26 protein-coding genes, 2 pseudogenes and 1 riboswitch are annotated in these 25,504 nt (G+C 40.6%); all 28 genes and pseudogenes read right to left on the bottom strand.

The annotated features are described in order from the left end of the window. Positions 1-3: 3 nt before the first annotated feature. Positions 4-1,248 carry an ABC transporter ATP-binding protein gene (locus D2962_RS08480; protein WP_120765485.1) on the bottom strand — a complete coding sequence of 415 codons (1,245 nt, stop codon included), beginning with the start codon at positions 1,246-1,248 and terminating at the stop codon, positions 4-6. 15 nt (positions 1,249-1,263) lie between these two features. Continuing rightward, entirely contained in the window at positions 1,264-2,118 is an 855-nt protein-coding gene (speB, locus tag D2962_RS08485) for an agmatinase (RefSeq protein WP_120765486.1), read from the bottom strand. 19 nt (positions 2,119-2,137) lie between these two features. Then, entirely contained in the window at positions 2,138-2,962 is an 825-nt protein-coding gene (gene speE, locus D2962_RS08490) for a polyamine aminopropyltransferase (RefSeq protein ID WP_122014737.1), read from the bottom strand. Between the two features lie 86 nt (positions 2,963-3,048). Next, positions 3,049-3,534: a GNAT family N-acetyltransferase gene (locus tag D2962_RS08495; RefSeq protein ID WP_162991163.1), complete on the bottom strand. Its 486-nt coding sequence runs from the start codon at positions 3,532-3,534 to the stop codon at positions 3,049-3,051. A 13-nt stretch (positions 3,535-3,547) separates the two neighbouring features. Beyond that, complete coding sequence (locus tag D2962_RS08500) at positions 3,548-4,261, bottom strand: pseudouridine synthase (protein WP_122014739.1); 714 nt, start codon at positions 4,259-4,261, stop codon at positions 3,548-3,550. A gap of 14 nt (positions 4,262-4,275) precedes the next feature. Then, complete coding sequence (locus D2962_RS08505; RefSeq protein WP_122014740.1) at positions 4,276-5,598, bottom strand: FAD-dependent oxidoreductase; 1,323 nt, start codon at positions 5,596-5,598, stop codon at positions 4,276-4,278. 3 nt (positions 5,599-5,601) lie between these two features. Then, entirely contained in the window at positions 5,602-6,552 is a 951-nt protein-coding gene (locus D2962_RS08510; RefSeq protein ID WP_122014741.1) for a sulfide/dihydroorotate dehydrogenase-like FAD/NAD-binding protein, read from the bottom strand. A 91-nt stretch (positions 6,553-6,643) separates the two neighbouring features. Beyond that, positions 6,644-7,324: an NAD(P)-binding domain-containing protein gene (locus D2962_RS08515; RefSeq protein ID WP_120765492.1), complete on the bottom strand. Its 681-nt coding sequence runs from the start codon at positions 7,322-7,324 to the stop codon at positions 6,644-6,646. Positions 7,325-7,340: 16 nt separating this feature from the next. Then, positions 7,341-8,417 carry a lysine 5,6-aminomutase reactivase subunit KamB gene (gene kamB / locus D2962_RS08520; RefSeq protein WP_120765493.1) on the bottom strand — a complete coding sequence of 359 codons (1,077 nt, stop codon included), beginning with the start codon at positions 8,415-8,417 and terminating at the stop codon, positions 7,341-7,343. Between the two features lie 18 nt (positions 8,418-8,435). Beyond that, entirely contained in the window at positions 8,436-10,253 is a 1,818-nt protein-coding gene (locus D2962_RS08525) for a cobalamin B12-binding domain-containing protein (protein ID WP_122014742.1), read from the bottom strand. A gap of 15 nt (positions 10,254-10,268) precedes the next feature. Then, positions 10,269-10,496: a hypothetical protein gene (locus D2962_RS08530; protein WP_120765495.1), complete on the bottom strand. Its 228-nt coding sequence runs from the start codon at positions 10,494-10,496 to the stop codon at positions 10,269-10,271. 111 nt (positions 10,497-10,607) lie between these two features. Continuing rightward, positions 10,608-11,357, bottom strand: a complete 750-nt coding sequence (locus D2962_RS08535) for an FCD domain-containing protein (protein WP_120765496.1) — start codon at positions 11,355-11,357, stop codon at positions 10,608-10,610. Positions 11,358-11,437: 80 nt separating this feature from the next. Continuing rightward, a complete protein-coding gene (locus D2962_RS08540) occupies positions 11,438-11,653 on the bottom strand; it encodes a hypothetical protein (RefSeq protein WP_122014743.1) in 216 nt (71 codons plus the stop codon). 91 nt (positions 11,654-11,744) lie between these two features. Beyond that, entirely contained in the window at positions 11,745-13,130 is a 1,386-nt protein-coding gene (locus tag D2962_RS08545; protein ID WP_120765498.1) for a hypothetical protein, read from the bottom strand. A gap of 93 nt (positions 13,131-13,223) precedes the next feature. Further along, entirely contained in the window at positions 13,224-14,507 is a 1,284-nt protein-coding gene (locus D2962_RS08550; protein ID WP_120765499.1) for an FAD-dependent oxidoreductase, read from the bottom strand. Positions 14,508-14,570: 63 nt separating this feature from the next. After that, positions 14,571-16,037 carry a hypothetical protein gene (locus D2962_RS08555; protein ID WP_120765500.1) on the bottom strand — a complete coding sequence of 489 codons (1,467 nt, stop codon included), beginning with the start codon at positions 16,035-16,037 and terminating at the stop codon, positions 14,571-14,573. A 17-nt stretch (positions 16,038-16,054) separates the two neighbouring features. Next, positions 16,055-16,558, bottom strand: coding sequence for a RidA family protein (locus tag D2962_RS08560; protein ID WP_122014744.1), 504 nt, complete (start codon positions 16,556-16,558; stop codon positions 16,055-16,057). A gap of 20 nt (positions 16,559-16,578) precedes the next feature. After that, a complete protein-coding gene (locus D2962_RS08565; RefSeq protein WP_120765502.1) occupies positions 16,579-17,001 on the bottom strand; it encodes a DUF6917 domain-containing protein in 423 nt (140 codons plus the stop codon). Positions 17,002-17,146: 145 nt separating this feature from the next. Further along, a complete protein-coding gene (locus tag D2962_RS08570) occupies positions 17,147-18,367 on the bottom strand; it encodes a D-alanyl-D-alanine carboxypeptidase family protein (protein WP_120765503.1) in 1,221 nt (406 codons plus the stop codon). An 85-nt stretch (positions 18,368-18,452) separates the two neighbouring features. Next, a complete protein-coding gene (locus D2962_RS08575; RefSeq protein WP_120765504.1) occupies positions 18,453-18,851 on the bottom strand; it encodes a MazG nucleotide pyrophosphohydrolase domain-containing protein in 399 nt (132 codons plus the stop codon). A gap of 82 nt (positions 18,852-18,933) precedes the next feature. Then, positions 18,934-19,351: pseudogene (ytfJ, locus tag D2962_RS19545) on the bottom strand (GerW family sporulation protein). Beyond that, positions 19,332-19,925 (bottom strand): DUF2953 domain-containing protein, encoded by a 594-nt coding sequence (locus D2962_RS08585; protein ID WP_162991164.1) that lies wholly within the window; start codon positions 19,923-19,925, stop codon positions 19,332-19,334. Before D2962_RS08585 ends, ytfJ begins: the two are co-directional and overlap by 20 nt. Positions 19,926-20,085: 160 nt before the next feature. Further along, positions 20,086-20,585: pseudogene (gene scpB, locus D2962_RS08590) on the bottom strand (SMC-Scp complex subunit ScpB). Beyond that, positions 20,576-21,325, bottom strand: a complete 750-nt coding sequence (locus D2962_RS08595; protein ID WP_122014746.1) for a segregation and condensation protein A — start codon at positions 21,323-21,325, stop codon at positions 20,576-20,578. Before D2962_RS08595 ends, scpB begins: the two are co-directional and overlap by 10 nt. 21 nt (positions 21,326-21,346) lie before the next feature. Continuing rightward, entirely contained in the window at positions 21,347-21,970 is a 624-nt protein-coding gene (locus D2962_RS08600) for a site-2 protease family protein (RefSeq protein ID WP_122014747.1), read from the bottom strand. Positions 21,971-22,092: 122 nt separating this feature from the next. Continuing rightward, positions 22,093-23,397 carry a diaminopimelate decarboxylase gene (gene lysA / locus D2962_RS08605; protein ID WP_122014748.1) on the bottom strand — a complete coding sequence of 435 codons (1,305 nt, stop codon included), beginning with the start codon at positions 23,395-23,397 and terminating at the stop codon, positions 22,093-22,095. Positions 23,398-23,627: 230 nt separating this feature from the next. Next, a riboswitch (Lysine riboswitch) is annotated at positions 23,628-23,812 on the bottom strand. An 82-nt stretch (positions 23,813-23,894) separates the two neighbouring features. Further along, a complete protein-coding gene (locus D2962_RS08610) occupies positions 23,895-24,863 on the bottom strand; it encodes an acyl-CoA dehydratase activase (RefSeq protein WP_120765511.1) in 969 nt (322 codons plus the stop codon). Next, positions 24,841-25,497: a hypothetical protein gene (locus tag D2962_RS18500; protein WP_245984509.1), complete on the bottom strand. Its 657-nt coding sequence runs from the start codon at positions 25,495-25,497 to the stop codon at positions 24,841-24,843. Before D2962_RS18500 ends, D2962_RS08610 begins: the two co-directional genes overlap by 23 nt. Positions 25,498-25,504: the final 7 nt, after the last annotated feature.

Below are 25,504 nucleotides of genomic sequence, written 5' to 3' on the forward strand. Positions count from 1 at the left end.
TTATCACAAAAAACTTTTTAGTTCATCAAAAGAATGTAATACTACAGCCCTATCTCTGATGTCGCGGTATATTTGCGAAGCCATACCATTGGTATAATCTCTTGATTCAATAGCCCTTTCCTCCATTACAAATATCTTTTTTTGATGTAATATATTTTTGAGGCATACAAGATTCTTTAAATTACCGTATCCAAAGGGTACATCCGCAAGTAATACGGCTTCGGATTTTTTGACGTATTTTGTATTTTCTTCAATCTTCTCATCGGATATAGGGGAAAAAGGCACTTCCTCAATTACATCAAAACCCAGCATTTTTGCGGTCAACCAGTCCGTATCCCCCTTATTTAACACTCCGACGGAAACTTCATATCCCCTTTTTTTAAGATAATGCAGAAGCTTTTCTCCTTCTCCGCCTCCACAGATAACATGAAGGGTATTAAAAGGTCTCGGTATATTTATATTTTCCTTTCGGCCTAAAAACACAATTACAGGTCGCCCGGTATATTCCTGGAAACACACATGGACATCCATATTGAAGACTTCCTTAATGTTTTTTTCATTTATTACATCTATTAAAGGTCCCATCTTGAATATTTTATGGTCCTTCAAAAGAATTATCTTGTCGCAAAACATGGAAGCCAGATTGATATCGTGCATTACAGCGATAATTGTTATACCTCTGTTTAAACAAAGCTTTTTAAGGAAGCCCAATAGCTCCCACTGGTAATTTATATCCAGATGGGAGGTTGGTTCATCCAGAAGAAGTAGTTCCGGTTCTTGTGCGAGAGCCCTGGCTATCAAAACCCTTTGCTTCTCTCCTCCGCTCAATTCCCGGACCGGCTTTTCCTTTAAGTGCCAGATGTCCATGTATTTCATTGACTCTTCCGCTATGGCAAAATCCCTTTCTTTTTCCGCTTCAAAATTGACCAAATAGGGGTTTCGCCCCATCAAAACCACCTGTTCCACTGTAAAGCTCATTTCTATGGATGTATCCTGAGGCACCGTTGCTATATGTTTTGCCAGTATTTTGGGTTTTAACTTTCTAATGTTTATATTTTTTAAATAAATGGATCCTCTATGAGGCTTAAGCCATTGATTGATATTATTTAACAGCGTGGTTTTGCCGCAGCCGTTAGGACCCAATATGCCCACAAAATCTCCTGCATTTACTTCTAGATTAATACCCTTGAGCACATCTGTATCCTGGTATTTAAAATCAAGATTTTCCACCTTCAGGAGTAATGACATGGCTTTTTTCACCTGCTAACATATGGCTATCAAGACTTCCCTCAATATCTTAGCGGCCAACAGTGAAGTTCTTTCAGATAGATCGCTGGCAGGGGATACCTCCACCAGATCGAAGCCTACGATATTCAAATCTTTAAAGGAAGACACAACATCGAGAATATCCTGGGAACTGCAACCTCCGGGTTCGGGAGTCCCGGTGCCCGGAGCAAAAGCCGGATCAACGACGTCTATGTCCAGAGTAACATAAACGGGTTTTTGTTTTAATTCTTCCAGAGTTTCCATAAAAGGTTTTTTAACATTGATAGGATTCATGTGGGTATGCTCTTTTGCAAAATTGAACTCTTCCTTTATACCCGATCTTATTCCAAATTGATAAAGATGCTTATCTCTTATGTGTTCGCATACCCTTCTCAGGACAGTGGCATGGGATAACCTTTCTCCAAAGAAGGTGTCCCTCAAGTCTGCGTGAGCGTCAAAATGTACTACAACCAGGTCCTCATATTTTTTTGCAACCTGTTTTATTATGGGATAGCTTATGAGGTGCTCACCACCCAGAAAAACCGGTATTTTGTTATTGTCGAGCAATTTGACCGTAACCTGTTCGATTATTTCAAGGCTCTTTTCTACATTACCAAAGGGGATGTCCACATCCCCAGCATCAAAGTACTCCTTGTCATTCAACGAGTCATCTGCATAAATGCTGTAATCTTCCAGGCCGTAGGAAACCTCACGTATTTTTCTCGGGCCCATGCGGGTTCCAGGCCTGAAACTAACGGTAAAATCCATAGGCACACCCACAATGACTGTCCTTGCGACGTCATAGTTTTGTTTTGCTCTTAAAAACTTTCCCTGGTCCATCAAATGTTCCATTATTTTTAGTTCTTCTCCTTTATTTTGAAATTATATTTTTTACAAAGGGGGGCAGGACAAAACAGCTTTTGTGTATATCACGGGAATAATACTTGGTATCCAGGTCCGGTAATTCTCCGGGGTCCACTGCTGTTGGGTCTATGGATTTGGAGCCCATGGTAAAGGTCCAAAAAGCTCCGGGGTAAGTTGGGATAACCGCCGTATAAATATTAGTAAACCTAAAAATCGATGAAATATCGCCGTAAACGCGTTTTAAAAAGTCACCATAGAAAAATGGCGATTCGGTCTGAGCCACCATAATTCCGTCATTATTTAAAGCACTAAACACGTCTTTATAAAACTCCCTTGAAAAAAGTCCCACCGCAGGCCCAAGGGGATCAGTCGAGTCGATGATAATGACATCATAACCCTTATTATTTTTTACAAATTCAATACCATCTTCGCAAAAAATGCTGGTTCTCGGGTCTGAAAAACCGAGGCTTAAAGATGGGAAAAACTTTTTGGAAGCCTCAATCACCTGTTCATCTATTTCAACCAGGTGAACCTTTTTTACCGGGTGTTTGAGAATTTCCCTTATGGTGCCTCCGTCGCCTCCGCCTATTACCAGCACCTTCTCCGGGGATCGGTGTGTGAAGAGTGGAACGTGGGATATCATCTCATGATATACAAATTCGTCCCTGGTGGTAAGCTGTACCACATCATCCAGAGTCATAATTCTCCCCATTTCTTCCGTTTCGAACACAGAAAGAAATTGATATGGGGTTTTCCTGGAATACAACATATCTTTTATTCTCAATGAGAATCTGACATTTTTAGATTGGTACTCCGAAAACCATAACTCCACTTTAAACACCTCTTTATACCAGTTTTCATTTCGCAAAAATTATACCAGATATGTATAAAATATTCAAATATACCATGTCCTTTTTTTTAACATAAAAAAAGTCTGCGATTTTTACGGTCTACAATGTATATTATTAAAGAATTCTTTACATCCAGTTCCATTACACTGGAGAAAACAGGACAAATACCTCTGTACTGTTTTGAAGCTTTACATTTTTCATCAATGGATTCTCTTGAAATAGGCTTAAACCCGATTTTTTCAAAAAATCCTCGAGCGGTTTGAGTAAATAAAAACAACTTTCTTATGTTTCTGCGGTCGGCAAAATTTATCATGGCTCTGACCAGACCGTCGCCCAGGTTCTGGTGTTGAAATTCCGGCATTACTGCTACCGATCTTAAAATGGCTGTATCTTGATATACTTCAAGCCCTGCTGTTGCTACAATGGAGCCATCAATTTCCATTACCATGAAATTATCAATATAATCTTCGATGTCTGTCGATAAGTTAACTTTTAATAAAATCTCTTTAATTCTGGGAATATCCGCAGGTGAAGCCTTACGAATAAATATCAAAACATCTCCTCCCTTAAAGATTTTTAATGTATTCTATTTCTTTTGCTGTCATAAATCTCCACTGGCCCGGCTTTAGATTTTTTAATGAAAGCGTACCTATATGTGTCCTTTTTAAATAAATTACAGGATTCCCAACAGCACTGCACATCCGTCTTACCTGACGTTTTTTGCCCTCGTGAATTTTTATCTCCAGAACCGTGGAATCACCGTCGTATTTTACGATCCTTACCTTTGCAGGTGCCGTAAGGCCATCTTCCAGCTTTACGCCCGTCTCCAGCATCAGTATTTGCTGTCTGCCAACCATTCCCCTGACATGGGCTAAATATGTCTTTTCAACTTCATGTTTCGGATGAGTCAACCTGTAAGTCACTTCGCCGTCATTGGTGAGTATCAAAAGACCCTCGGTATCCATGTCAAGGCGGCCCACAGGGTAGACCCTTTCCTTCAGACCTTTTATGAGATCAAGTACGGTAGGTCTGCCGAAAGGGTCTTTTACTGTGGTTACTACCCCTATGGGTTTGTTAATCAATATATATATATGGCGGGGTTCTTTACGACATGCCTTTCCATCTACTTTAATTTCATCGACATCCGGATCTATCTTAACACCAAGTTCTCTTACAATCCTGCCATTGACCTGAACCCTGCCGTCCTGTATTATTTTTTCACTGGCTCTTCTCGATGCTACTCCAACACTTGCTAAAAATTTCTGCAGTCGTATTTTCAACAAAAACTCCCCTTTTAGAATCTATTATTATACATTCCTACCACTTTTTCCTGCTTAATAGCAAGGTTTTCGTTAAAAAATCCTGTTAGACCCAATTTTGCAACTCTTTCTTTTATGACCTCCGGGGAGGTTTCATAAAGACCTAATTGCTTCATTCTTTCAAAATACGTTGAGCCTGCAAACGTGAACCTTTTATAAAGTCCATGTTCGGCCTTTAACTGTTCATTTACATAAGCGATTATATCTCCTATGGCCAGGGTCCTCGGCAGCTTTACAAGTTCCATATTCAGTGCTTTTCTGACACTGTTATGACCTGCCAGAATTCCGGTACAAATGGCTTCAGTGTGCCCGACGAATGGTCCTGACTTTTCGCCGGCACAAAAGAGATTATTTAATCCCAATACCTGCATATAATCATCCCTCGGAGCCATAGACATATATCTTATGGAGTTTCCTTTACTCGCAGCGTAAGGATCTTCAAACCTGGCACTTTCGAACCCTTTTATTTTTCTCAGGTCTTCCAATGGAAAAAACGGGGTCATGAATTTAGCATATCCGGTATCCAGAAGAATAATATTTGCGGCATATTCTTCCAGGGCATATTGCTGGCATACTTTCATGGATATTTTTTCTCTTTTTATATATTCTTCAGGTATTTTAACCACCACAACTCCCTTTTCATCCAGTTGTCTTTTTATATTTTCTCCCAAAGTATCTTTGTTTAATTTGCAGGACCCGCTCATTGCTCCATATGTGTCAACAGACCGCTTTCCGACTAAATCTTCCACACCGGCTTTTTTACTTATACTAACTCTCGGGCCATATGCCGGACATCTCTGAATACACATGGAGCAGCCATTGCCATGTTTCAAACAATTTCCCATAGGGCCGGATGAGCCGGTTGTTTCAATAAATTCGTCGCCTTCGATGATTTCTTCATTGGCAAGCACAATACCCTGTATTGTATTATCCCTGACTTTTACATCCATTGCCCGGGATTTAAATTTTATATTTATACCCATGCCCTCTAAAAATTCACGAACCTTCGGTTCGATTTTTGTCACATCATATAAAGTTGCATGTTTGTGGCCCGGAAAGTCCACATTTTTGTGTCTTGCGACGCTGTCAGCTATGTGAAAAAGTTCTCCTGCCCCCAGAGCAATTGCTTCTTCTGCTGCCGTAAACCTACCGTTATTGCGAATTATACCTCCTACGAGGCCGCACCCCAAAAGCATATCGGTCTTTTCCAGAATTGTTACATTTGCACCGGCCTTTCTCGCAGCCAGGGCAGCACCACAACCTGCCCATCCTCCACCTATCACTATTATTTCGGTCATTTTTTACCCTCCCAGCACTTGTTCGCTTCTGAGCTGAATTTTGCAAAAATGTATCAATTCACCATCGATCAATGTCTCACAGCTCCCGCAAACCCCTTCGCCGCAGCACAGTTGATGGTTATTGGATATTATCAGCGGTATACTAAAGCTCAGCTTATTTAAAACATTTTGTATGAACTTGTGCTGAACATCCGAACCACCGCTATATACGAAATCTACACCATCTTTTTCTATAATCTCCCTCAACCGCATCTTATGGAAGGTGGTGTTCAAATCGAATTCTTGAGGGGTAATCCCCAATTTTTTTAGTTCATCTTCAGCCAGGTTTACTTTTATATTTCCGCAATCCAATAGAACAGTGATTTTGTTGTTTCCTCTCAAAAGGTTTTTAACCACAGGGATTATTGATGCCTGGCCGATTCCCCTGCCTATTATGAGCCAGTGTTTATTGTAACTTGACTTAATGTGTTTTAAACCAAAAAGTCCATTCCAGTATGGCCCCCGGATCAAAACTTTGTTTTCTGATCTGGCTATGGCTTTTGATTTAGGACCAACTATATTTACAGCAAAGTTGATAATTTTTTTTGATTCATCCACATCCATGACGCACAGAGGCACATCATAGTATTCCAGAGAATTTTCAGGCCTTAAAAAGGCAAAAGCCCCCGGTTGATTGTAGTCCCTGACAAGAGAAGCCGAGGGAATGAATATCTTGATGGTTACAAGTTTATCTGTGACAAAGTTTTTTTCTATTACAGGAACCGATAGCAATTTTCTTTCCTCTATTTTACCACCTGCCCAGATATACTCCTGATATACGCAAATCCCCTGCCATCTACAGTCACAGGTGTCTTTTCCTTGGAGCATGGAGCAAATAAGGCAATTGTCCGTCTTTGCCAGATGGCATGGACAGTATTGGGAACCGGCGTCTATACAATAGTAATTTAAAGTCATTTTATCCACCTCTTTTGAAAAAATATAAAGTTCATTAATAATCTATTCAAAACAGGTGGATTAGGTGAATAAAAAACTGATTCCAATGGAATCAGTTTTGATTTTGATTTAGCTTTTTTATTATCTCCCGAGCAAAAGGCCCTGCATCTCCCACAGCATAAGCGTTCATGGTGCCGCAGGCCACATTTCTTATGGCAAAGCTCATATATTCTTCTGGTATATTGAGCTGCTTTAGCCTATTTTGAATGTTATAGGCAGCTTTAATGCCTTCTTCGCTGGCAATATGATTAATTTCCGCGACTATTTTTTCAGGCCCAAATTTAACTGCCCCGATATTGCCGAAGATTTCGGCGGTCTTATTGCGGGCTTTTTCATTTTCCCCATCTATCATTATAAGCGGAAGTTCTCCAAAGTCTATCTGAAGCGCATGGCCGATGATTTTTGCCGAAACAAGTTTGCAGCAATTCTTTAGGGGGGCAAACGCCTCCATATTGGTGTCTGTGGAAATATTTATCAAAATATGTTCCTGTTTTAAAAAAGGTTTTATTTCCCCGATAGCCCCGGGAATTATTGAAGCCGGTAAAGCTATGATAATAAAATCAGCCTCGCTAAGAAGCGAGTATTCCATGGTGCCTTCCGCTCCTAATTCCCTTGCTAGCATTCCGCATCGGCGTACATCTTTATCAATAAGTATAAGTTTATATTTTTCTGATAGTTTTCTGGCCAACAGCGAGCCCATCCTGCCTGTTCCGACTATGGCTACTGTCTCCATAAAGGATACCTCCCTTTTAAATATGTGCCTTTATCAATGATAACAACACATTTACCCCTTGTCTTTTTACATCCACCACCGGAATCGGAACAGCATTTTTCATCTTTATAAAAAGTTCTTCTGCATTTACAAACCCTGCTTCGTAATTATTTTTTTCAAATCTGTAACGAGGGTAAAAGGGATTAACGCTAATGGCTAGAATTGGCAGTTTTTTTAAAACTTTAACTTTGCCGCCAAAAAATAATAAAGTATTTATTTCATTTATTATGTTTTCAGGGTTGCCACCGGCTACAATTTTTATAGGGTCTCTTACTACTAGCATCTTGTTTTGCCATAAACCACCTATATTATGGTTTAATTCTCTCAACATATTTTCCGAAAGCAGTGCCGGAATATAGACGGTGTTTATTTCCTCTATATGTTGTTTTATCTGGTCAGCACTTTTTTTATCTATTAATGAGCCATATTCAAGAGTTTTTATAATGCCTTTATCCTGCTGAACTAAGCAGATTTTGGTTTGTTCATGAAGATTCTTTTTTTCTTCGGAGCTTACTTCTGGGAGGTTGAATAGCTCATAGAAAGCTCTGGTTTCCCTGACTAGTTCCTCGATATTGGTGTTCCTGGCAGCTCCTGTCGCAAGGATTATACCATCGGTTTCCACCATAGGAGCTATTCGGTTTAATGCCCCGTCTACTATGATAAATTTGCAGTTCCTCTTTTGGGTCAGCGTATTTAAAATATATCTAAGTTCACTGCTCTTATTAGGGCCAGCTATAACCACCAGTCCGTCCTCAGTAATTTTTATAACCATTATCCTGCCCAGTGGGGTCATAATATCTGTGGACTCCAGTATTTCATATCTGGCGCTGCCGGCAGCAAGACATTTTTTTGCTGTAGCCACAATTGATCCTTTTTTTAATAAAAGACGGGGTTTGGGTAACCCGGTAATATTGTCAACTTCCTCACCGTCATAACCTATGCTGGTTAAACCTATTAAAATGTTATCCCTGTATAATTCATCCAGAATAGCAGAAGTAGTTGTGGTTTTGCCGGTATTTTTAGCAGTTCCTGCTGCTCCAATTATAAAAGCCATGTCCGGATCCTCCGCAAGTTACACTTTTATTACCGTACCTCTTCCGGCTCTTCCGGGGTATGCTCCTTCTTCCCTGCTGCCTAGCAGACCTTTGTACAGGGCATCAACAAAGTTGCCGTTTTTAGCAATGGATTCCAGCACTTTTTCTATGCCGCTTTCGATTTCTTCAGCCCATTTTTCTGCAAATTTTGTTGGAACGATATCGGATTTACCAAAAAATCTAAAAGCCGATTGAGTTGCCCTCAATGTGTCTATTCTTGCAGGAACTGAAATTGGGCCTCCCGAAAAGGCTTCATCTGCCGAAGCGATGGAGATGCCATCAACTCCAAGGGAAGAGGCCAGTGATGCATGCAGCGCTGTCATTAAAGAGGACTGAACCCTGTCTTCAGTCTGGGTTAAAAATCCTATGGGCGCTCCGCACCAGATGGGAGCGTTTACAATATTTCTGAGGCACATAATTTTTGCCGCATTGAAATCCACATAGTTATCTTCCATCTGACCGCTTACCATTACTTCCGGTGAATAACAAAACAGAGGCTGTAAAATGGGTTTTGCACCTAGCCTTAAGCCCAGTTTGGAAACTATCAGCATACCCGCAAAAGCTTTGTATGCCGGTACGCCGCACAGTTCCTCATTTGTGACCACATCAAAAGGCATGTTGTATTCAGCAGCATATTTGATGGCACTGACCGCATCTACGGTCAGCCTTTCGGGGTCGGTGCCGCCTCCCAGAGAACCGTAGGCGATATTGATTTTTGTAAGATCCGCTCCTATCTTACCTGCCAACAATACCGTTTCCGGAGTGTTAAGACCCCGGTGGGCCCTCACCTGCCACAACGTAAACGAACTTAAAGAATCCTTGATTCCTTTCAGATTTTCATAGGTTATAACCGAGCCATCTTCTTCATGGGTTATATAACCATCAAAAAACCCTTCGGTTCTGGCTCCCCAGGATGGGTCAAAATGGACAACCCCATCGGCTCCCCATGCTTCACACGATTTTATATGGGCTATATCCATGAAGGGGCATCCTGTGCCGTATTGAATAAAGACCACGGGATTTTCTTCAATATGCTGCAACTTCAAAGGATTCATTCTGGAGTTAACTTCCAGGACATAATTTTCCAAAGACTTTAATTCAGCATAAGAAAGAGGTCTGGTTTTCTCCCTATATTTTCCGGACTCATAAAAAGCCCTGACGGTTTCATCACACAGTTTGCTGTATTCCATCCGCAGGCTTTGCTTTTCAGATTCGTTTTGTACTTCCAGTATTTTTTTCCTCAGTTCAGCCCTTTGTATGGCAGTGGTGGTTTTATCGCTTACATAGTTCAGTATTCCGTCAACTATAGTGTCGAGGAGTTTTTCAATGGATTTGTTTTTAAACTCATAATTATATCCTTGAGTAATATCTTTTTTGACCTTTTTACCCTTCACTTCTTCGGGAACATATTCACGGCCTTCAACGAAAGCAAGAGCCTCCTGCACCGTTGTCCCCGGTCCAAACCCGGCATCGAATCCGAGTTCTGCAGCAAGCTCGGGTCGAATGGCCATACCTCCGATACCGATTTTAACCCTATCTCTAATACCTGCCGCCTCCGCCAAGTCGATAAACTTTCCGAGAATCTCCGCTACACCGTATCCAAGAGTCCTGCTGACCAAAACCACATCAGCCTTGTTGTCTATGATTGCCTTAATAATCTCCTCTTGAGAATAATCCGGCGGTAAAAGCAATGTTTCATGGCCTGCCTGATCCAGGCCTCTTTTAATCATTTTCAAACCTATATCATGCACCGGATCAAGAGGAGCTAAAAGCACTTTCTTTTTTTGAACAGGCATATATTTCCCTCCCACTTATTCTTTATTTAACCATCCATAGCGGTCACCGGGTTTGTAAACATAACCCCTCAGTCTTACTCGGGCACCGGGACCCTGGTGCTGAATGAATACTATGCTGACATCTTTAAAACCTAACTCATCCATCAGTTGAAGAGAGAGTTTTTTTCCCTCTTCTTCATCCTTACATACGAGAAAGGTTTCCAGGTCCACAGCATCCATTACCTTTTCCATTACCATGGACATTTTATTGCCTCCTTTGCTCATCATAGATGAGGAGTAATAAGTAAAATAAAATTAGCTTAAAAAGCAAGCCACAACCTTTACACTTTATTTTAGCAAATAAAAATCAATTAATCAATTATTACCGTTAAAGTTATCATCATTGTATACTATTTCCCAATACTTTTTAACATCCTTTGCCAGGTTTTCTATATGACGCACCATAGCTTTTTCCGCCATTTCGGCATCTCTGGAAACAATAGCCTGAAATATGTTTTTATGGTCAAGAAGGACAGTGCTTCTTACTTCTTTTCTTATATATTCCAGGATGGGAGATATCTGGCCGTGTTGTCTTATCAAATCCATGGCGGCATCTAGAACCCTGTTCTTTGCAGCCCGGGCTATCGCCTTGTGAAATTTTATATCGTCATCAGCAATCGATATGCCCCTATCCACATGTTCTTGTTGACTGCGGATTATTTCCTCCATTTCTTGGATTTCTTCCGGTGTTATAAATTGTGCTGCAAGTTTTGCCAGCTGGCTTTCTATGGCTTTTCGGGCTATTAAAATATCCAGCAATTCCTGTTTTCCGGTGACTTTGATAGCATTTACAAGTTCATTCCCATAATGATTTATTCGATGTTCCTGTTCTAATTCCTTCAATTTTTTATGACCGGAAGCTGTCAAATTTCTACCCTTAAATCCGATTTTTTCGGTATAGCCTTTAATATCCAGTTCCCTAAGAATACGGCCTGCCGTGGCTTCACTTATATCAAATCCCTGCATCTTTAAATTGTCGCGTATGAAGCCAGATCCTACCGGTATTTGAGAGTTTGCAATTATTTTTAAAATCATGTAGAACAGACGTTGCTTCTCCAGTAACATTTTCTCCCCCCGATTGTCTTTATTTTTACTAAACTATATATTTTATTATACATTACTTTTAATCTAAAAAAAATATATTTTTATAAATAAAGCATTGAAACAAGAGAGCTTTGTTTTATTTCTTCTCTCAAAATTCCTATATCATTACAGATGTTATCTTTCATACCGAAAAGTATCAGATCATATCCCTTTAAATGATCACAAACAGGACAGGCATTCACTTCTGCTAAAATACACGGACAGTTTTGTTCGGAAAGCCTTTCACATTCTTTATTCCAAAAACGATGAATAGTCACAGCAACTCCCTCCATTAAAAAGAATATTTATATAAAATATTCTCGGTAGAGAAATTGTGTGACTATTTTCCCTTAATATTGGTTCATCTTTTTACAGGATAAAGATTGCTACAATCGTAGTTACGATTAACCCAATTATGACAGGGATAAAATTTTTTCGGGCGAGGTCATTGGGGTCGACACCGGCTATGGCAGCAACCGGTATTATGCCCCAGGGAATAATGGTGCCGCCTCCAACCCATACAGCGGCAATTTGACCGAGGGCTCCAAGAGTGGCTTTGTCCACATGAATAGCGGTGCTAAATGTCTGAGCCAGGGAACCCACCAGGGGAAGCCCTGAAAATCCCGAACCGTCCAATCCTGTGATGCCGCCAATTATCATTTGTATGAACGCCACTGGAATCTTGCTTAAAGGAACCGCCTGGGATAATGCAATACCGAGATCTGATAAAAGGCCTGTAGCCTGGGGGCCTAAAATGGCTCTGGCAGTAGATTCGGACCCCAGGAAGAAAAATCCTCCTATCACTATAACCGGTGCAAAAACTTTCATTCCAAACAAGAAACCTTCTCTGACATAATCGGTAATTTTTTCGAGTGAATCCGCACCAAACCCCAATAATGAAATAACTGAAGTTATAACAAGGGCCGTTCCACCTATTAGCGCCGTGGCATCTCCGCCTCTTAATTTAAATTTTAAAAGCAAAAAAATGTCAATCAAAAATAAGATTACAAATAAGGCGGCCCCCACATATGATACTGATGTAAATTTCCTATTTTTTTGTTTCTCATCAGCTTTTTCATATGCAAGTCTGTGGGCTTCATTTTCACCCTTATTTCGAGTTATATCCTTTTTTACAAAGATATAAGACAAAACAGTTGTCACTATACCCATTGTAAGCCATAATGGAAAACTTGCGCTCATTACAGGTGTGGCAGTGGCGAATCCTGCGGCTTTTGCGGTAATGGCGGGAGCACCCTGAATTACATAATCTCCTGATAATCCAAGGCCATGGCCGAAGATATTCATAGCCACAGCGGCTCCCATCACCGAAAGCCCTGCTCTGACCGCAATGGGAAGCATAATTGCGCCAATCAAAGCTACAGCCGGGGATGGCCAGATAAATAGCGTTACAATCAACATCACAAAACCGAGCACCCAGAATGCAATATCAGCGTTGACCATGATTCTGGCCGTAGGCCTCATTATTAGATAATCGCTACCTACATCGCCCATGGCCTTTGACATGGCCACCACCAGACCGATTACAGTTATTAAACCGAGAAACTCGGTTCCGGCAGCAATTAAAGCATTGAAAAGTACCTGTACAGATTTCCATGCATTTCCTGTCGATACAAAACCCACAAGCAATATGCCGATTACACAGGGCAAAACCGTATCCCTTCTCAATGCCATAGTTGCAATTATCACGATGACCATTCCAAAATATACCCAGTGTATGGTAGAAAGGTGAACCATTATTTCCCCTCCAAAATATAAAATATTATAAAATAATAAAAAGGGGCCAAATTTATGACCCCTTTTTTATATGATGTTCTCATGTCGTGATTTTTATACTATTTTCTGATTAAAGAAGTTTGTCATGCCTGCTTTTTCTACCCGTTGTTTTATGGCATTTACATCTGTAGTGTAAAGGCCCAGCTGCTTCATTCTTTCAAAATACACCGAACCTGAGAAAGTATATTTTTTGGAAATACCTTCTTCGGTTTTCATCTGTTCTTTTACATAAGCGATGGCATCACCTACAGCAAGTTCGGTGGGTATCTGTGCCAGTTCTTTGCCCATTGCAAACCTGACAGCATTGGCTCCGGCCAGAGTACCGGTGCAAATAGCTTCGGTATGGCCTACCAGGGGGCCGGCCTTTTCACCGCCGCAGAAGAGATTGTCTACCCCTTCGGTCTTTAAGAAATTGTCTCTTGGAGAAATGGCCAGATACCTCATAGAATTACCTCGATTTCCGGCATATGGGTCCTCATATCTGGCATTTTCAAACCCTGGAATTCTCCTTAGGTTTTCCAGAGGGAAAAATGGCGTCATCAATTTAGCATGGCCTGTATCCAAAAGCACCACATTTTCGATAAATTCCTTCAAGGCATATTGCTGGCATGCTTTTTTATTTAAAATATCGGCTCCTTCCCTTACCTCTTCAGGAACGGGAATTACCGCTACACCGGTAGAATCTAATTTATTAACTATATCTTTGGAAAGGGAATCCTTGTGAAGCTTACAGGATCCGCTCATGGCTCCATAAGTGCCGTCGGCTTTCTTAGCCATCATTTCTTTTACTCCCATTTTGCCGGCAACGCTTATTCTGGGGCCGTAACTTGGGCATCTTATGATGCACATGGCACATCCGTTTCCATATTTAGTGCAGTTACCCTGAGGGCCTGCCGTTCCGGTACATTCTACAAAGACGTCGCCCTCAAATCTTTCATCGTTATCGGTAATAACCGCTTTAATCTTTTTACCCTCGGCTTCAACATCTTTTACTCTGCTTTCGGTATGAATTTCGATACCTGCATCCAGTAAAACCTTTTTTACAGCCGGTTCAACCCTTGCCACATCGTATAATGTTGCATGCTTATGGCCCGGAAATTCGATATTTTTATGGCGGGCAACATTATCCGTTACCTGGAATAATTCTCCGCCACCCATTGCAATCATTTCTTCGGTAGCGGTAAATCTTCCGTTATTTCTCATAATACCGCCTACCAGGCCGGTTCCCAGCAGCATATCCGTTCTCTCAAGCAAAACTACATCGGCGCCGGCTTTTTTTGCGGAAAGTGCTGCGGCGCAACCTGACCATCCACCGCCAATTACAACTACTTTTGGCATCTTTTTCCCTCCCTCTTTTTTTGGAAAATGCCAAAGGGAAGACCCTTTGGCATTTAGAAAATCTTAGTCTATGAAACCGCTGTATTTAGCAACGATTTCCATCAACTTAACCAGGGCTTTAACAGCATATCTGAAATTCTTTTCCACTATTTGGCCATTTTCGTCGGTTGTTCCAAGGCCCGGTGAGATCATTATATTTGCGTCATAAGCCACGGTGGGAATTACACCCATTGGTCCCAAACCGCTCTGGAAGATGTTTGTTCCGGCATACATATCTTCTATGGAGAATATCGGCAGACCCAATTCAGTGCCGTTCCATGTGTTTTCATAGTTTACTTCAATAGCTCTGGAATTGTAGGATTTTGTGATGATTAAACCTTTCTTAATCTTTGGATGAATCTGTTCAAACTCTTCTTTTACAATGTTGTACATGTCATCTACGGGTTTGGTCAATTCAGCGGGATTGTCCCTCAACTCCTTCAGGGCAGCAACTACCCCAAGAAGAGCTTCTTTACCGGGATCATTTGTAACATAGGCTGCCTTGCCGTAGGAAGCCGTGGTGCCGTACCTGTCACCATGCATACCCAGGGCTCTTCTAATGGGTACCATGAATTCTTCTTTACCTATAATCAAACCAGCAGTTGTAGATTCACTGGCTTTGTCAAGACTGTAGATAATAACATCGGCACCGCTCTTTCTGATGTCATGGCCAATAAAGGGAACACCCCAGGCATTGTCAATTACATAGGGTATGTCAAAATCATGGGCAATTTCAGCCAGCCTCTTTTGCAATATTGGTGTTCCATCGGTATCCTTCACGCCATATCCATAACCCGGTGTGTCATATCCCAGTGAAGTGATACCTGTCAACATGGAGGCATGCCTGTCGGCTATGGTTTTGATCTTTTTGGCAGAAGCTTCAGGATCCACTTTTGTCAATTGAATTACAGGATGGTATTTTATTCCATGGACTGAGTAATCCGCACCTACAAGAGGAGCAATATAAACACTGGTGTTGTTCTGCCTCTTGCCGTAGAAACCTAATTCTCCCGGAGTGGACCCCCTATCGGCAAGGATGTCTTTAAATCTTCCCGGGAAGGGTCTACCGTATCCACCATGATGATGCAGGTGTTTTTCATAGGGAATAATGTAACGAGCCTGGTAACTGTCTCCTCTTCCCTGCATAGGCGGAGTAAACAGAGCGTCGAAAGTTACCCAGAGACCTGCTTCACAGGTGTTGACAGGAGCTACATCATATTCATCGCCATAAACATCCTTTACAATTGAACGAATTTCATCTACAAGTTTTGCAAGAGGGATAACCTCCGTGCTTCCCTTATCCAGAGCTTCCCTTACTTTTTTTGTAAGAGGCGAGGGACATCCGGATATGGCTCCGGTTAAACCAAATTTTCCTCTCAATTCAGCCGGAATCCCTATCTCATCGGCGGCTTTCCGGGCTTCGGCGTAGATATTGGGTATGTTGGCCTGTAGGAACCTATACATTTCAAATTTCTTTGTGAACTTGGCCATTTTAAAACTCCTCCTGATTATTTTATTTTTACAATAAGTTCAACTTCACATGTGGCATCCATGGGTAGCTCGCTCACACCTACCGCGGAGCGCGCATGGGCCCCTGCATCGCCAAAAATCTGGCCCAGCAATTCTGAAGCACCATTTATGACTTTTGGCTGCTGGTTGAAACCATCGGCACTATTTACGAATCCGACAACTTTAACTATTTTTTCAACGTTGTCAAGACTTCCCGCCAAGGATTTTATAATGCTCAGACAGTTTAATGCACAAATTTTGGCCGCTTCATAAGCATCTTCCACCGTAACTTCTTTTCCGGCTTTCCCCTTATACTTCAACTCCCCATTTACGAAGGGAATCTGACCTGCAGTATAGATATACTTATCTACTTTTACCCCTGGAACATAAGCTGCAACCGGTTTTGGCGGTTCAGGCAATGTGATGCCCAACTCCTGAAGCTTTTTTCGAATGACATAAAATACACCTCCCTTCAAAGCGTATTCCAAATTTATTTTTTTCATAAAAAACTTTTTTATTCTTTTTATCCGATTTCTACCTCATCATCCAGCTTTAGATTTCTTTCATTTCCTGATATGCGCTCATCACTATAGATTACAATATTATAATGGTTTGGCATGTGAGTTTCGTCAAAACCTGCTATCTTTCCAACGACATTTCCCGCCACTTTTACCTCATCACCTACAACAATGACGGTGCTTTCCTTGACAGTAAAAAACCCAAGATAGGCAATTCTGTTTACTGTATCTCCAGGTCCCTTTGTTTCGTCCGTTAGTATCATTTCATGAACTTCATTTTGCAAAAGGCAGCGGGATGGTTGAGCAATGAGTTTTAACCCACGTTCCTCATATTTCCCATCAAGGACAACCACGAGGTTCCCTTTTAAAGGTTTTTTCTTGGCATATGGATTCATTTTAAACATTCCTGTTTTATATGGATCTGCCATCTTATACCTCCTCATCAATGATGAGCTATTTTGCATTATAAGTATTCTACATTTTTATTGAAAATCCTTCTTACATACAAAAAATTTTTTTAGTTTTTTTCATTAAATGGTATTTATTTTTTATGATTGATATTTATTCCGCTTTTTACGTGGATTCTATATTAATCTTATTTTTTCTAAATATCCAGCCTTTAATAATAGTAATATTTACATAGTAATATTTATATAGTAAAAAAGCACCAAAAGGTGCTTCGCTAAAACTCAACCATTCTCTTATAATTCTATAAAACATGTCAAAGAATGTTTTTTCACGTATATCTTGAGCGGACTTCAATACAGTTTTGCAAACCTGTTTTCCCTTAATAAAAACTTGAATTTCACCTATGGGCTGGTTTTTAATTACCGGTGCCTTTATACTGTCGGGGACCACCATCTTCAAATCAACTGTTTCATTTTCGCCAACCGGAAGAAAAATATCTTCACCTGCCACCAGCAGTGCTATGTCAAGTATTCCATTTTCCACCCGGGCCGTAGTATATAATCTGTCTTTTACCACCACATGCTCGTATTTGTAATGGGAAAACCCGTAGTTCAACAGCTTATAAGAGTTGCCGAAATGATCCCCTGTTCCCAGGACCACAGCAATCAATTGAAAACCGTTTCTTGCCGCCGAGGCCACAAGGCATCTTCCGGCTGCGCCTGTATAACCAGTTTTTATACCATTAACTCCGATTTTACTCCACAAAAGCCTGTTGGTATTATAAATGTGCCTTGAATGGCTGCCTTCATTTATGATCTTTTCTCTGGTTTGAACTATTTCTCTGAATTTTGGGATACCCCATGCATACCGCGCAATCATTGCCAGATCCCGGGCTGTAGTATAATGTCCGGGCTCGTCAAGGCCGTGAGGATTCATGAAATGAGTATTTAATGCCCCAATTTCCAATGCTTTTAAATTCATTAAATCTACAAAGTTTTTTTCATTGCCCCCAATATGTTCTGCAATTGCTACGGCGGCATCATTCCCTGATGGCAGAAGAAGTCCGTAAAGTAGGTTTTCTAGAGACATGGTTTCTCCTGCTCGGAGGTAAAAGGATGAACCTCCTATAGCGGCAGCTTTTGTACTAACTCTAACCTTTGACTCCAGATTCCCCCTTTCCAGGGCAATTATCGCCGTCATTATTTTCGTGGTGCTCGCCATAGCCCTTTTTTCTTCAGAATTTTTCTCTATCAAAATCCGTCCGGTAACTGGTTCCATTAAGACATATGCCCGGGCGTCAACATTAAGAGAAATATTTTCCGCCCTTGCAAAACCCGAACATACTGTAACAAAAATAAATAATAGTATTAAAGTTTTTTTCAGCATATATTTAATCCCTCCAGCTAAGGTTATTTTTTGGTTAATGATACAAATTCATTCGAATAATAACTGGAGGGATTACCAGTTTCATTTATTCATAACAAATATTGCAGCCGAATTCTTTGGCTATTTTTTCCGCTTCTTTTACATCCTCATCGCTCCAAATAGACCAGCCTCCCTTTAACACCCCATTTACATATATTTCTACCTTATCTTTTTTAAAAATCATCATCTTCTCATGTCTTTGTTTCATCTGAGTTACCTGGCGCATTACAGCTTCCTCGGGGTTGATATCAAGTACCTTCAGGGCAATAAAAAGGCATGATAAAGCATCTTCCAATTCCCTTTTTGCCTTATCCTGTTCATTACGTAAAAGAGCTTTTAGAGATTCCGCAACTTCTTCATTTAAATGGCTTATGGCTTCTTTGGGATCGGTCGTTGTATATTTACGATTTTCCCATATTAATTCCACAGCTTTTTCTAGTTCCATTTATTTCACCTCTCCCGATTTATTTCTGATAATTTATATCTTAAACTTAAAAAAAAACTTTTTTCAATATAAAAAAGCCAGGCTATCTCGCCTGAACCGTAAATGACTCGTTGTTTTTCTTCAAAATACTCTTTAACTGGTCCAGAATTTGGGGAGCCACATCTATAATTCTTTCAATCATGGCGCTTTGTGTCACCGGCAAAAGCCTTATTTGACCCTGACCTACAACCATAAAAGCCACAGGTTGAACCGATACGCCGGCGCCGCTACCCCCCTCCGAAGGGAAGTTTTTGCTGCCCACCTTTATCGGCGTTCTGGGAGCTTTTCGAATCAAATTCCCCGCCGCCGGCAGCAAAGCCAAAGGTTACTCTTGATACGGGTATTATAACACTACCATCCGGTGTTTCCACTGCATCTCCTACTATTGTATTTACATCCACCATTTCTTTAATACTTTCCATGGAAGTTTTTATTAAACTTTCAATTGGATGTCCATCCATATTCTTTCGCTCTCCTTGCATTAAAATAACTTCTTCGTGAAATAAGCCACATTACCGGAATAAATAAACCTGTAATAATAATATGACCAACCCTGACTTGAATTATACCTTTAAAGACTATTTGTGCGGGTTCAGTTTTTAATAATAATGGGAATACTGTTATATCACTGGATACTCTTTCGAAATCGAAATAATATGACATAACACTTAAAATAAAATATATAAAACTCCATATTCCACCTGCTATAATCCCGGCGATGGCAGGGTCCTTCACCCCAAATTTGATACCAATATCGAACTTGTTGATTTTTATGGTTTTTAAAAACACCCTGATTACCGGTTTAAATCTTTTAATCTGCGCAGACAATCTTTTTATAAAGTTTAATGCCATACCTATCCTGAATCTCAGGGGAGAAAATACAACCTTTTCGGTTTTCTTTACTTTTTTTATTCTACGGTTTGATAAATTTACCTTAAAGGTCATAAATGGAATCATATTTTTAATATCAAAGCTCATTTCGGGGACTTTGACATCTACCTTAATTACTCTCAAATAAACAACAGATATTTCCATGTGTTCGTCAGAACCCTTTTTATAAAAATATAAATTAAATTTTACCGGAGATAAAACAAAAAGAGAAAAAGTTAAGGCTAATATTATGTAAATCAACAAAATCACCGTTTAACTTTTTCTCTTAGTTTATGGAAAATGATGCTAAAAAATACATGTTATATTATTTTTGAATATCTTCCAATGTTGATATTCCAAAGTATTCCATACAGTAATCGGTAGCTCCGTAGAGGATAGGTCGTCCCGGCGCGTCCAGACGGCCAATTTCATGGACCAGATTTTTTTCTTGAAGGCTGCTGAGGGCCTTTTCCACATTTACTCCCCTGATAGCTTCTATTTCGGTTTTGTTACGGGTTGTTTGAACAGGATTATGGCCAGGGTTTCCAGGGCAGCCCTTGAAAGTTGTGAATTTACTTTAGGTTTGAACATTTTCTCTACATAGGGAAAAATATCCGGTTTTGTCGTAAGTCTTACACATTTTCCCACCTGCGAAACCATAATACCTCTTGCAGGAGAAGAGTAATCTTCCTGAAGCTTTCGAACACAATACAAGAGTTCGTCCTCCGATATCTCTAAAGTCCGGGATAAATCGCCGATATTGACAGGGTCGCCCGATACAAATAAAAGACCTTCAACAATTGACATTAATTTATCTATTTCCATTGCCGAACCTCCCTGCTCGTCACCACAATCTCATCAAAAAGGCGTTCTTGGGCAGCAATTATTTTATTCATTTTAATCAATTCTAGAATGGCAAGGAATGTAACAATCAGTTCCAGTTTAGAACACTTTTTATTGAATAACTTGCTGAAAAGCACGCTGGATTTGCTGGCAATGATTTTATATATCTCTTTTACCTTTTTGGCCAAGGGATATGGGTCCTTTGACACCGTGTGCAATTTTCCTTCCTGGTTTTTCTTCATAATCAAATTTGAAAAAATAAACTTCATATTTTCCAGATTAACATTGGATATGTTAAATTCCCCATTCCATAGATATGACAGGTCTTCCGGGACTCGCTTAAATAATTTCCGCTGTTCTTCTTCGCGATTTTTTAAAACTTCCGCAATATCTTTATACTTTTTATACTCCACCAGCATGTTTACCAGTTCCGTTCTCGGGTCCAGTTCATCATCCCCTACCGCCAGTTCCAGTTGAACCTGATCATCTTTTGGGACGGGTAGCAGCATTCTGGATTTAATACTCAAGAGGGTGGCGGCCATTACTAAAAATTCGCTGGCAAGGTCTATTTTGTTTTCTTCAATATCTTTCAGGTATTCTAAATACTGGTCCGTCAGTTGGGCAATAGGTATATCGTAAATATCAATCTGATTTTTTTCTATGAGGTGAAAAAGAAGGTCAAAGGGCCCCTCAAAAGCTTCCAGTTTTACATTAAGTGCCATAATATTCACCTGTAACTGAACTTAAAATCTAAATAAAATTAGATTAGACAATGTATCCAACCCTATGTGGACAAAAGTAATGAGAGGATCCAGAATAATATTTAAAAGTCCAAAGTAAACCAGCAAAATAAGGATAAGCGGGCCATATGCCTCCATTTGAGAAAAGACATAGCCCTGCCTTCCCGGCAGCAGACTCATCAAAATTTTGGAGCCGTCAAGGGGTGGAATGGGTATAAGATTAAAAACTGCCAGCACAAGATTATAAACAAAAAGTATATGAATAAATGTTGACAGAATCCCGCTGAAAAACAAATTCAGCTTTATTAAAACCATCGTGATAAAAGCCAGAAATAAGTTAGAAAGGGGACCAGCCAGTGATACCAGCAATATGCCTTTTTTAGGGTCTCTGTAATATGAGGGATTTATCTGGACAGGTTTCGCCCACCCGAACCGGAAAATCCATAGCATCAGCAAACCCACCGGATCAAGATGGGCCATGGGATTTAATGACAGTCTGCCAGTCCACCGCGGCGTCGGGTCCCCCATGGCGTCCGAAACTTTGGCATGGGCATATTCATGAAAAGTAATGGCTATTAACAACGCAGGTATTCTCAATAGCATCTCGGGTCCGAAAAAATTTGCCATGAAACTACTTCCTTTCTTTGCCTTTTAATATATCTCCTTATAGCATTATATCATTTATATTGAAATGAAAAAAGTGCGCTTTTTGCGCACTTTAAAAATCCTAAGCAAAGGAAACAGATTTTTTATTGGTTTTTAAATACTTCATTTCTCAGCAGATCTTCATAAGTTTCTCTCTGAACCATTAACTGGGCGCTTCCGTCTTTTACAAATACCACCGCAGGCCTCGGAAGCATATTATAGTTGCTGGACATTGTATAGTGGTATGCTCCGGTGCAAAAAATGGCCAGAATATCTCCGGGAACAACCCTGGGAAGTTCTATATCCCATATAAGCATATCACCGGACTCGCAGCATTTTCCTGCCACGGAAACCTTCTCTTCAGGCGGATTTCCCGCCTTGTTTGCAATCATGGCACTATATTTGGCCCCGTACAGCGCCGGCCTGATGTTATCACTCATACCTCCGTCTACGCTGATATATTTTCGGACGCCCGGGATATTTTTAATTGAGCCTACGGTATAAAGAGTGGTTCCGGCGGCACCTACTATAGCCCTTCCGGGCTCTATTAGGATTTTAGGAACCCGTATATTGAGTTTTTCAGACCACAATTTTACTGAATCCACCAGTGTCTCTAGATAATTTTCCACAGAAAGGGGTCTGTCATCATCCGTATATTTTATGCCAAACCCACCCCCAAAGTCTATTTCGCTGGTCTCAATACCGAAACTTTCATGGATATCCCTGGCGAATTTGAGCATGACCTCCGCCGCCATGTTAAATGGCTCTCTTTCAAATATTTGAGACCCTATATGACAGTGAAACCCCATAAGTTTTATACCCTTTGAGCTAAGCGCATGTTCCACTGCCATCACGGCATGGCCGTTCTCAAGACCGAATCCGAACTTTGAATCAAGCTGGCCAGTTTTAATGTAGTCGTGTGTATGAGCCTCTATGCCCGGTGTAATCCTTAGCAAAATTTTAATTTTGCTACGCTGCTTTTTAGCAAGGTCTTTTAGCATTTCCAGTTCGTAAAAGTTATCTACGATAATTCTGCCCACACCGTATTTCACGGCCATCCTGAGTTCTTCATAGGATTTGTTGTTTCCGTGAAAATAAATTCTTTTGGCCGGAAACTCCGCACTTATGGCTGTATACAGTTCTCCACCGGATACTACGTCCAGGCTTAAATCTTCTTCTTCAATGATTTTACACATACCCATGGTTAAAAAGGCCTTTCCGGCATATATAACTTCGCTGTTTTCATGAAGTTTCGACAATGTGTGTTTATATAAACGGCAGTTTTTCCTGATATATTCCTCATCCATCAAATAAAGTGGGGTGCCGAATTCTCTTGCCAGGTCTACTGTGTCACAGCCGCCAATCTCTAAATGATTCAATTCATTGATTCTAGCAGTGCCAAAAAGCATTAAATATTCTCCTTTCAAATAAAAAAGCTTTCATTAATTTAATTAAACAGAGGTAGCTTTTTTGAAATGTGCTACGGAAAGCCCTATATTAAGGAATATCTTTGCTTTCCTTAACATTTTAAAATAAAAAAACAACCGTAGATATTTGCCGGTTGTAAAAAAAAAAAGACAACCAAGATATTTGCCGGTTGTCTAATGGTCTAAAGGCAAATACCTCCTCTCTTTCCCTAAACTGAAGTAGCGCTCCACCAAAAAATTGGGATTTTTTTGGTGACAGTCCCATACCTGTTCGATATGGTCCCAGCACGGTTTTCCGGATAAAAACCGCACTTCGGCGGTGACCCCTTTCTCCTCACATTATTGGCTTCCAGCCTCCGCAAGGATACTCTTGATTCACCGCGCCTCTACCTCAACTCTTGCCGAGATGAGGTTCCTTATTTAATTTTTTAAAATATAACATGCCATGGCCCGGGTTGTCAAGTTAAATTTTTGTTAACTTAAACTGCCAGCGAAGAGGACCATTTGCCGCATTTATCTCCCCAGCGGGCCATTAGTCTGTCATCACCGTAAATTTGAATTATCTCGCATGAATTGGGACAACCCTTGCACTCAAAACTCTTCACTTCATAATTTTTTATGGTGGCATTAAATCCAAGGAAATTTGTCCTTTTGTTTCTTGATTGCATTACATATTTTCTAGCCAGTATTGCCGCCCCAATAGCTCCCATTACATTATAATGTTTCGGTACTGTAATATTAAGGCCCAGTTCCTCCTCAAACGCCTTCTTTATACCCACATTAGCGGCAACGCCTCCTTGAAAAAGCACCAACGGCCTTATTTCCTTCCCTTTAGCTACATTAGCCAGATAATTTCTCACCAGTGCCTGGCAAAGTCCCCAGATTATATCTTCAATTCTGTGTCCCATCTGCTGTTTGTGTATCATGTCTGATTCTGCAAACACTGCGCACCGGCCTGCAATTCTTGTAGGTATGGTGGATTTTAGCGCCATTTTGCCGAATTCCTCGATAGGTATACTCAGCCTCTGGGCCTGCCTATCCAGAAACGATCCCGTCCCAGCAGCACAGACAGTATTCATGGCAAAATCCACCACTATTTTATTTCTTAAAATGATAATCTTTGAATCCTGGCCTCCTATTTCAAGTATGGTTTGGGTATCCGGATATTCCTCCAGTGCAGCTACCGCATGGGTTGTAATTTCGTTTTTCACTATATCCGCACCCACCAGTACCGACGCCAATTGCCTTCCGCTTCCGGTGGTCCCCACTGCAAAAATTTCAAGAGAATCATTAAATTCATCCTGCAACATTTTAAGTCCTTCTACAAGCACTTCTATGGGTTTTCCGGCAGTGTTTAAATACAACTTTCTAACAACCTCATTATTTTCATCCAATAAAACAAGGTTTGTGCTTACTGAACCCACATCAATTCCAAGTGAACACCTCATCTAAACTTTCTACCTCCGATTTATGATTAATCATATCTACAAAGGCTTCCAGGCGGGTCCTGAAACCCGCTTCCGCCGCATGTTCATCCAGCACCAGGGTCATTACAGGAATGGAATAGTGTTTACTTACGCTGGACAGCACACTCTTAGCCACTATTTCAGGCATACCTGTAAATGGTAGAAGTTGAATAACCCCGTTAAAACCCTCTCCGGCAAATCTGGCTACCTGGGCCACCGTTTCCTGGCCATGTCCTCCGATAAAACAATTAATATATGGCTTTGACATTTCAAGAAGCATTTTGTGCTCTCTGGGCTTTATGAAAGATGGCAGCAGGTTATGGCGGATCCAATCCGTAATATATATACTTCTATAAACCTCCACCCCTATTTCTCCCAGTTGTTTTTCTATATTAAGGTTTACAAAGGGCTCAAGAACAGTGTAAATTTCACCTATTATACCGATTCTCGGCAAATTAACTGTCGTTTTTATATCATGGAACATCATCTTTATTTCTTTTTGCACTTGTTTTATTTTGCCGGTTTCTTTTGTCCTTTCAATCATTTCGATTGCTATCTTATAACATTTATCTGTTGCCCCTGTTGATGCCTCTCGGGGTCTCGCTTTGCAGGCCAAGACATCA

It is taken from the genome of Biomaibacter acetigenes (assembly GCF_003691585.1).
Lineage (GTDB): Bacteria > Bacillota > Thermosediminibacteria > Thermosediminibacterales > Tepidanaerobacteraceae > Biomaibacter > Biomaibacter acetigenes.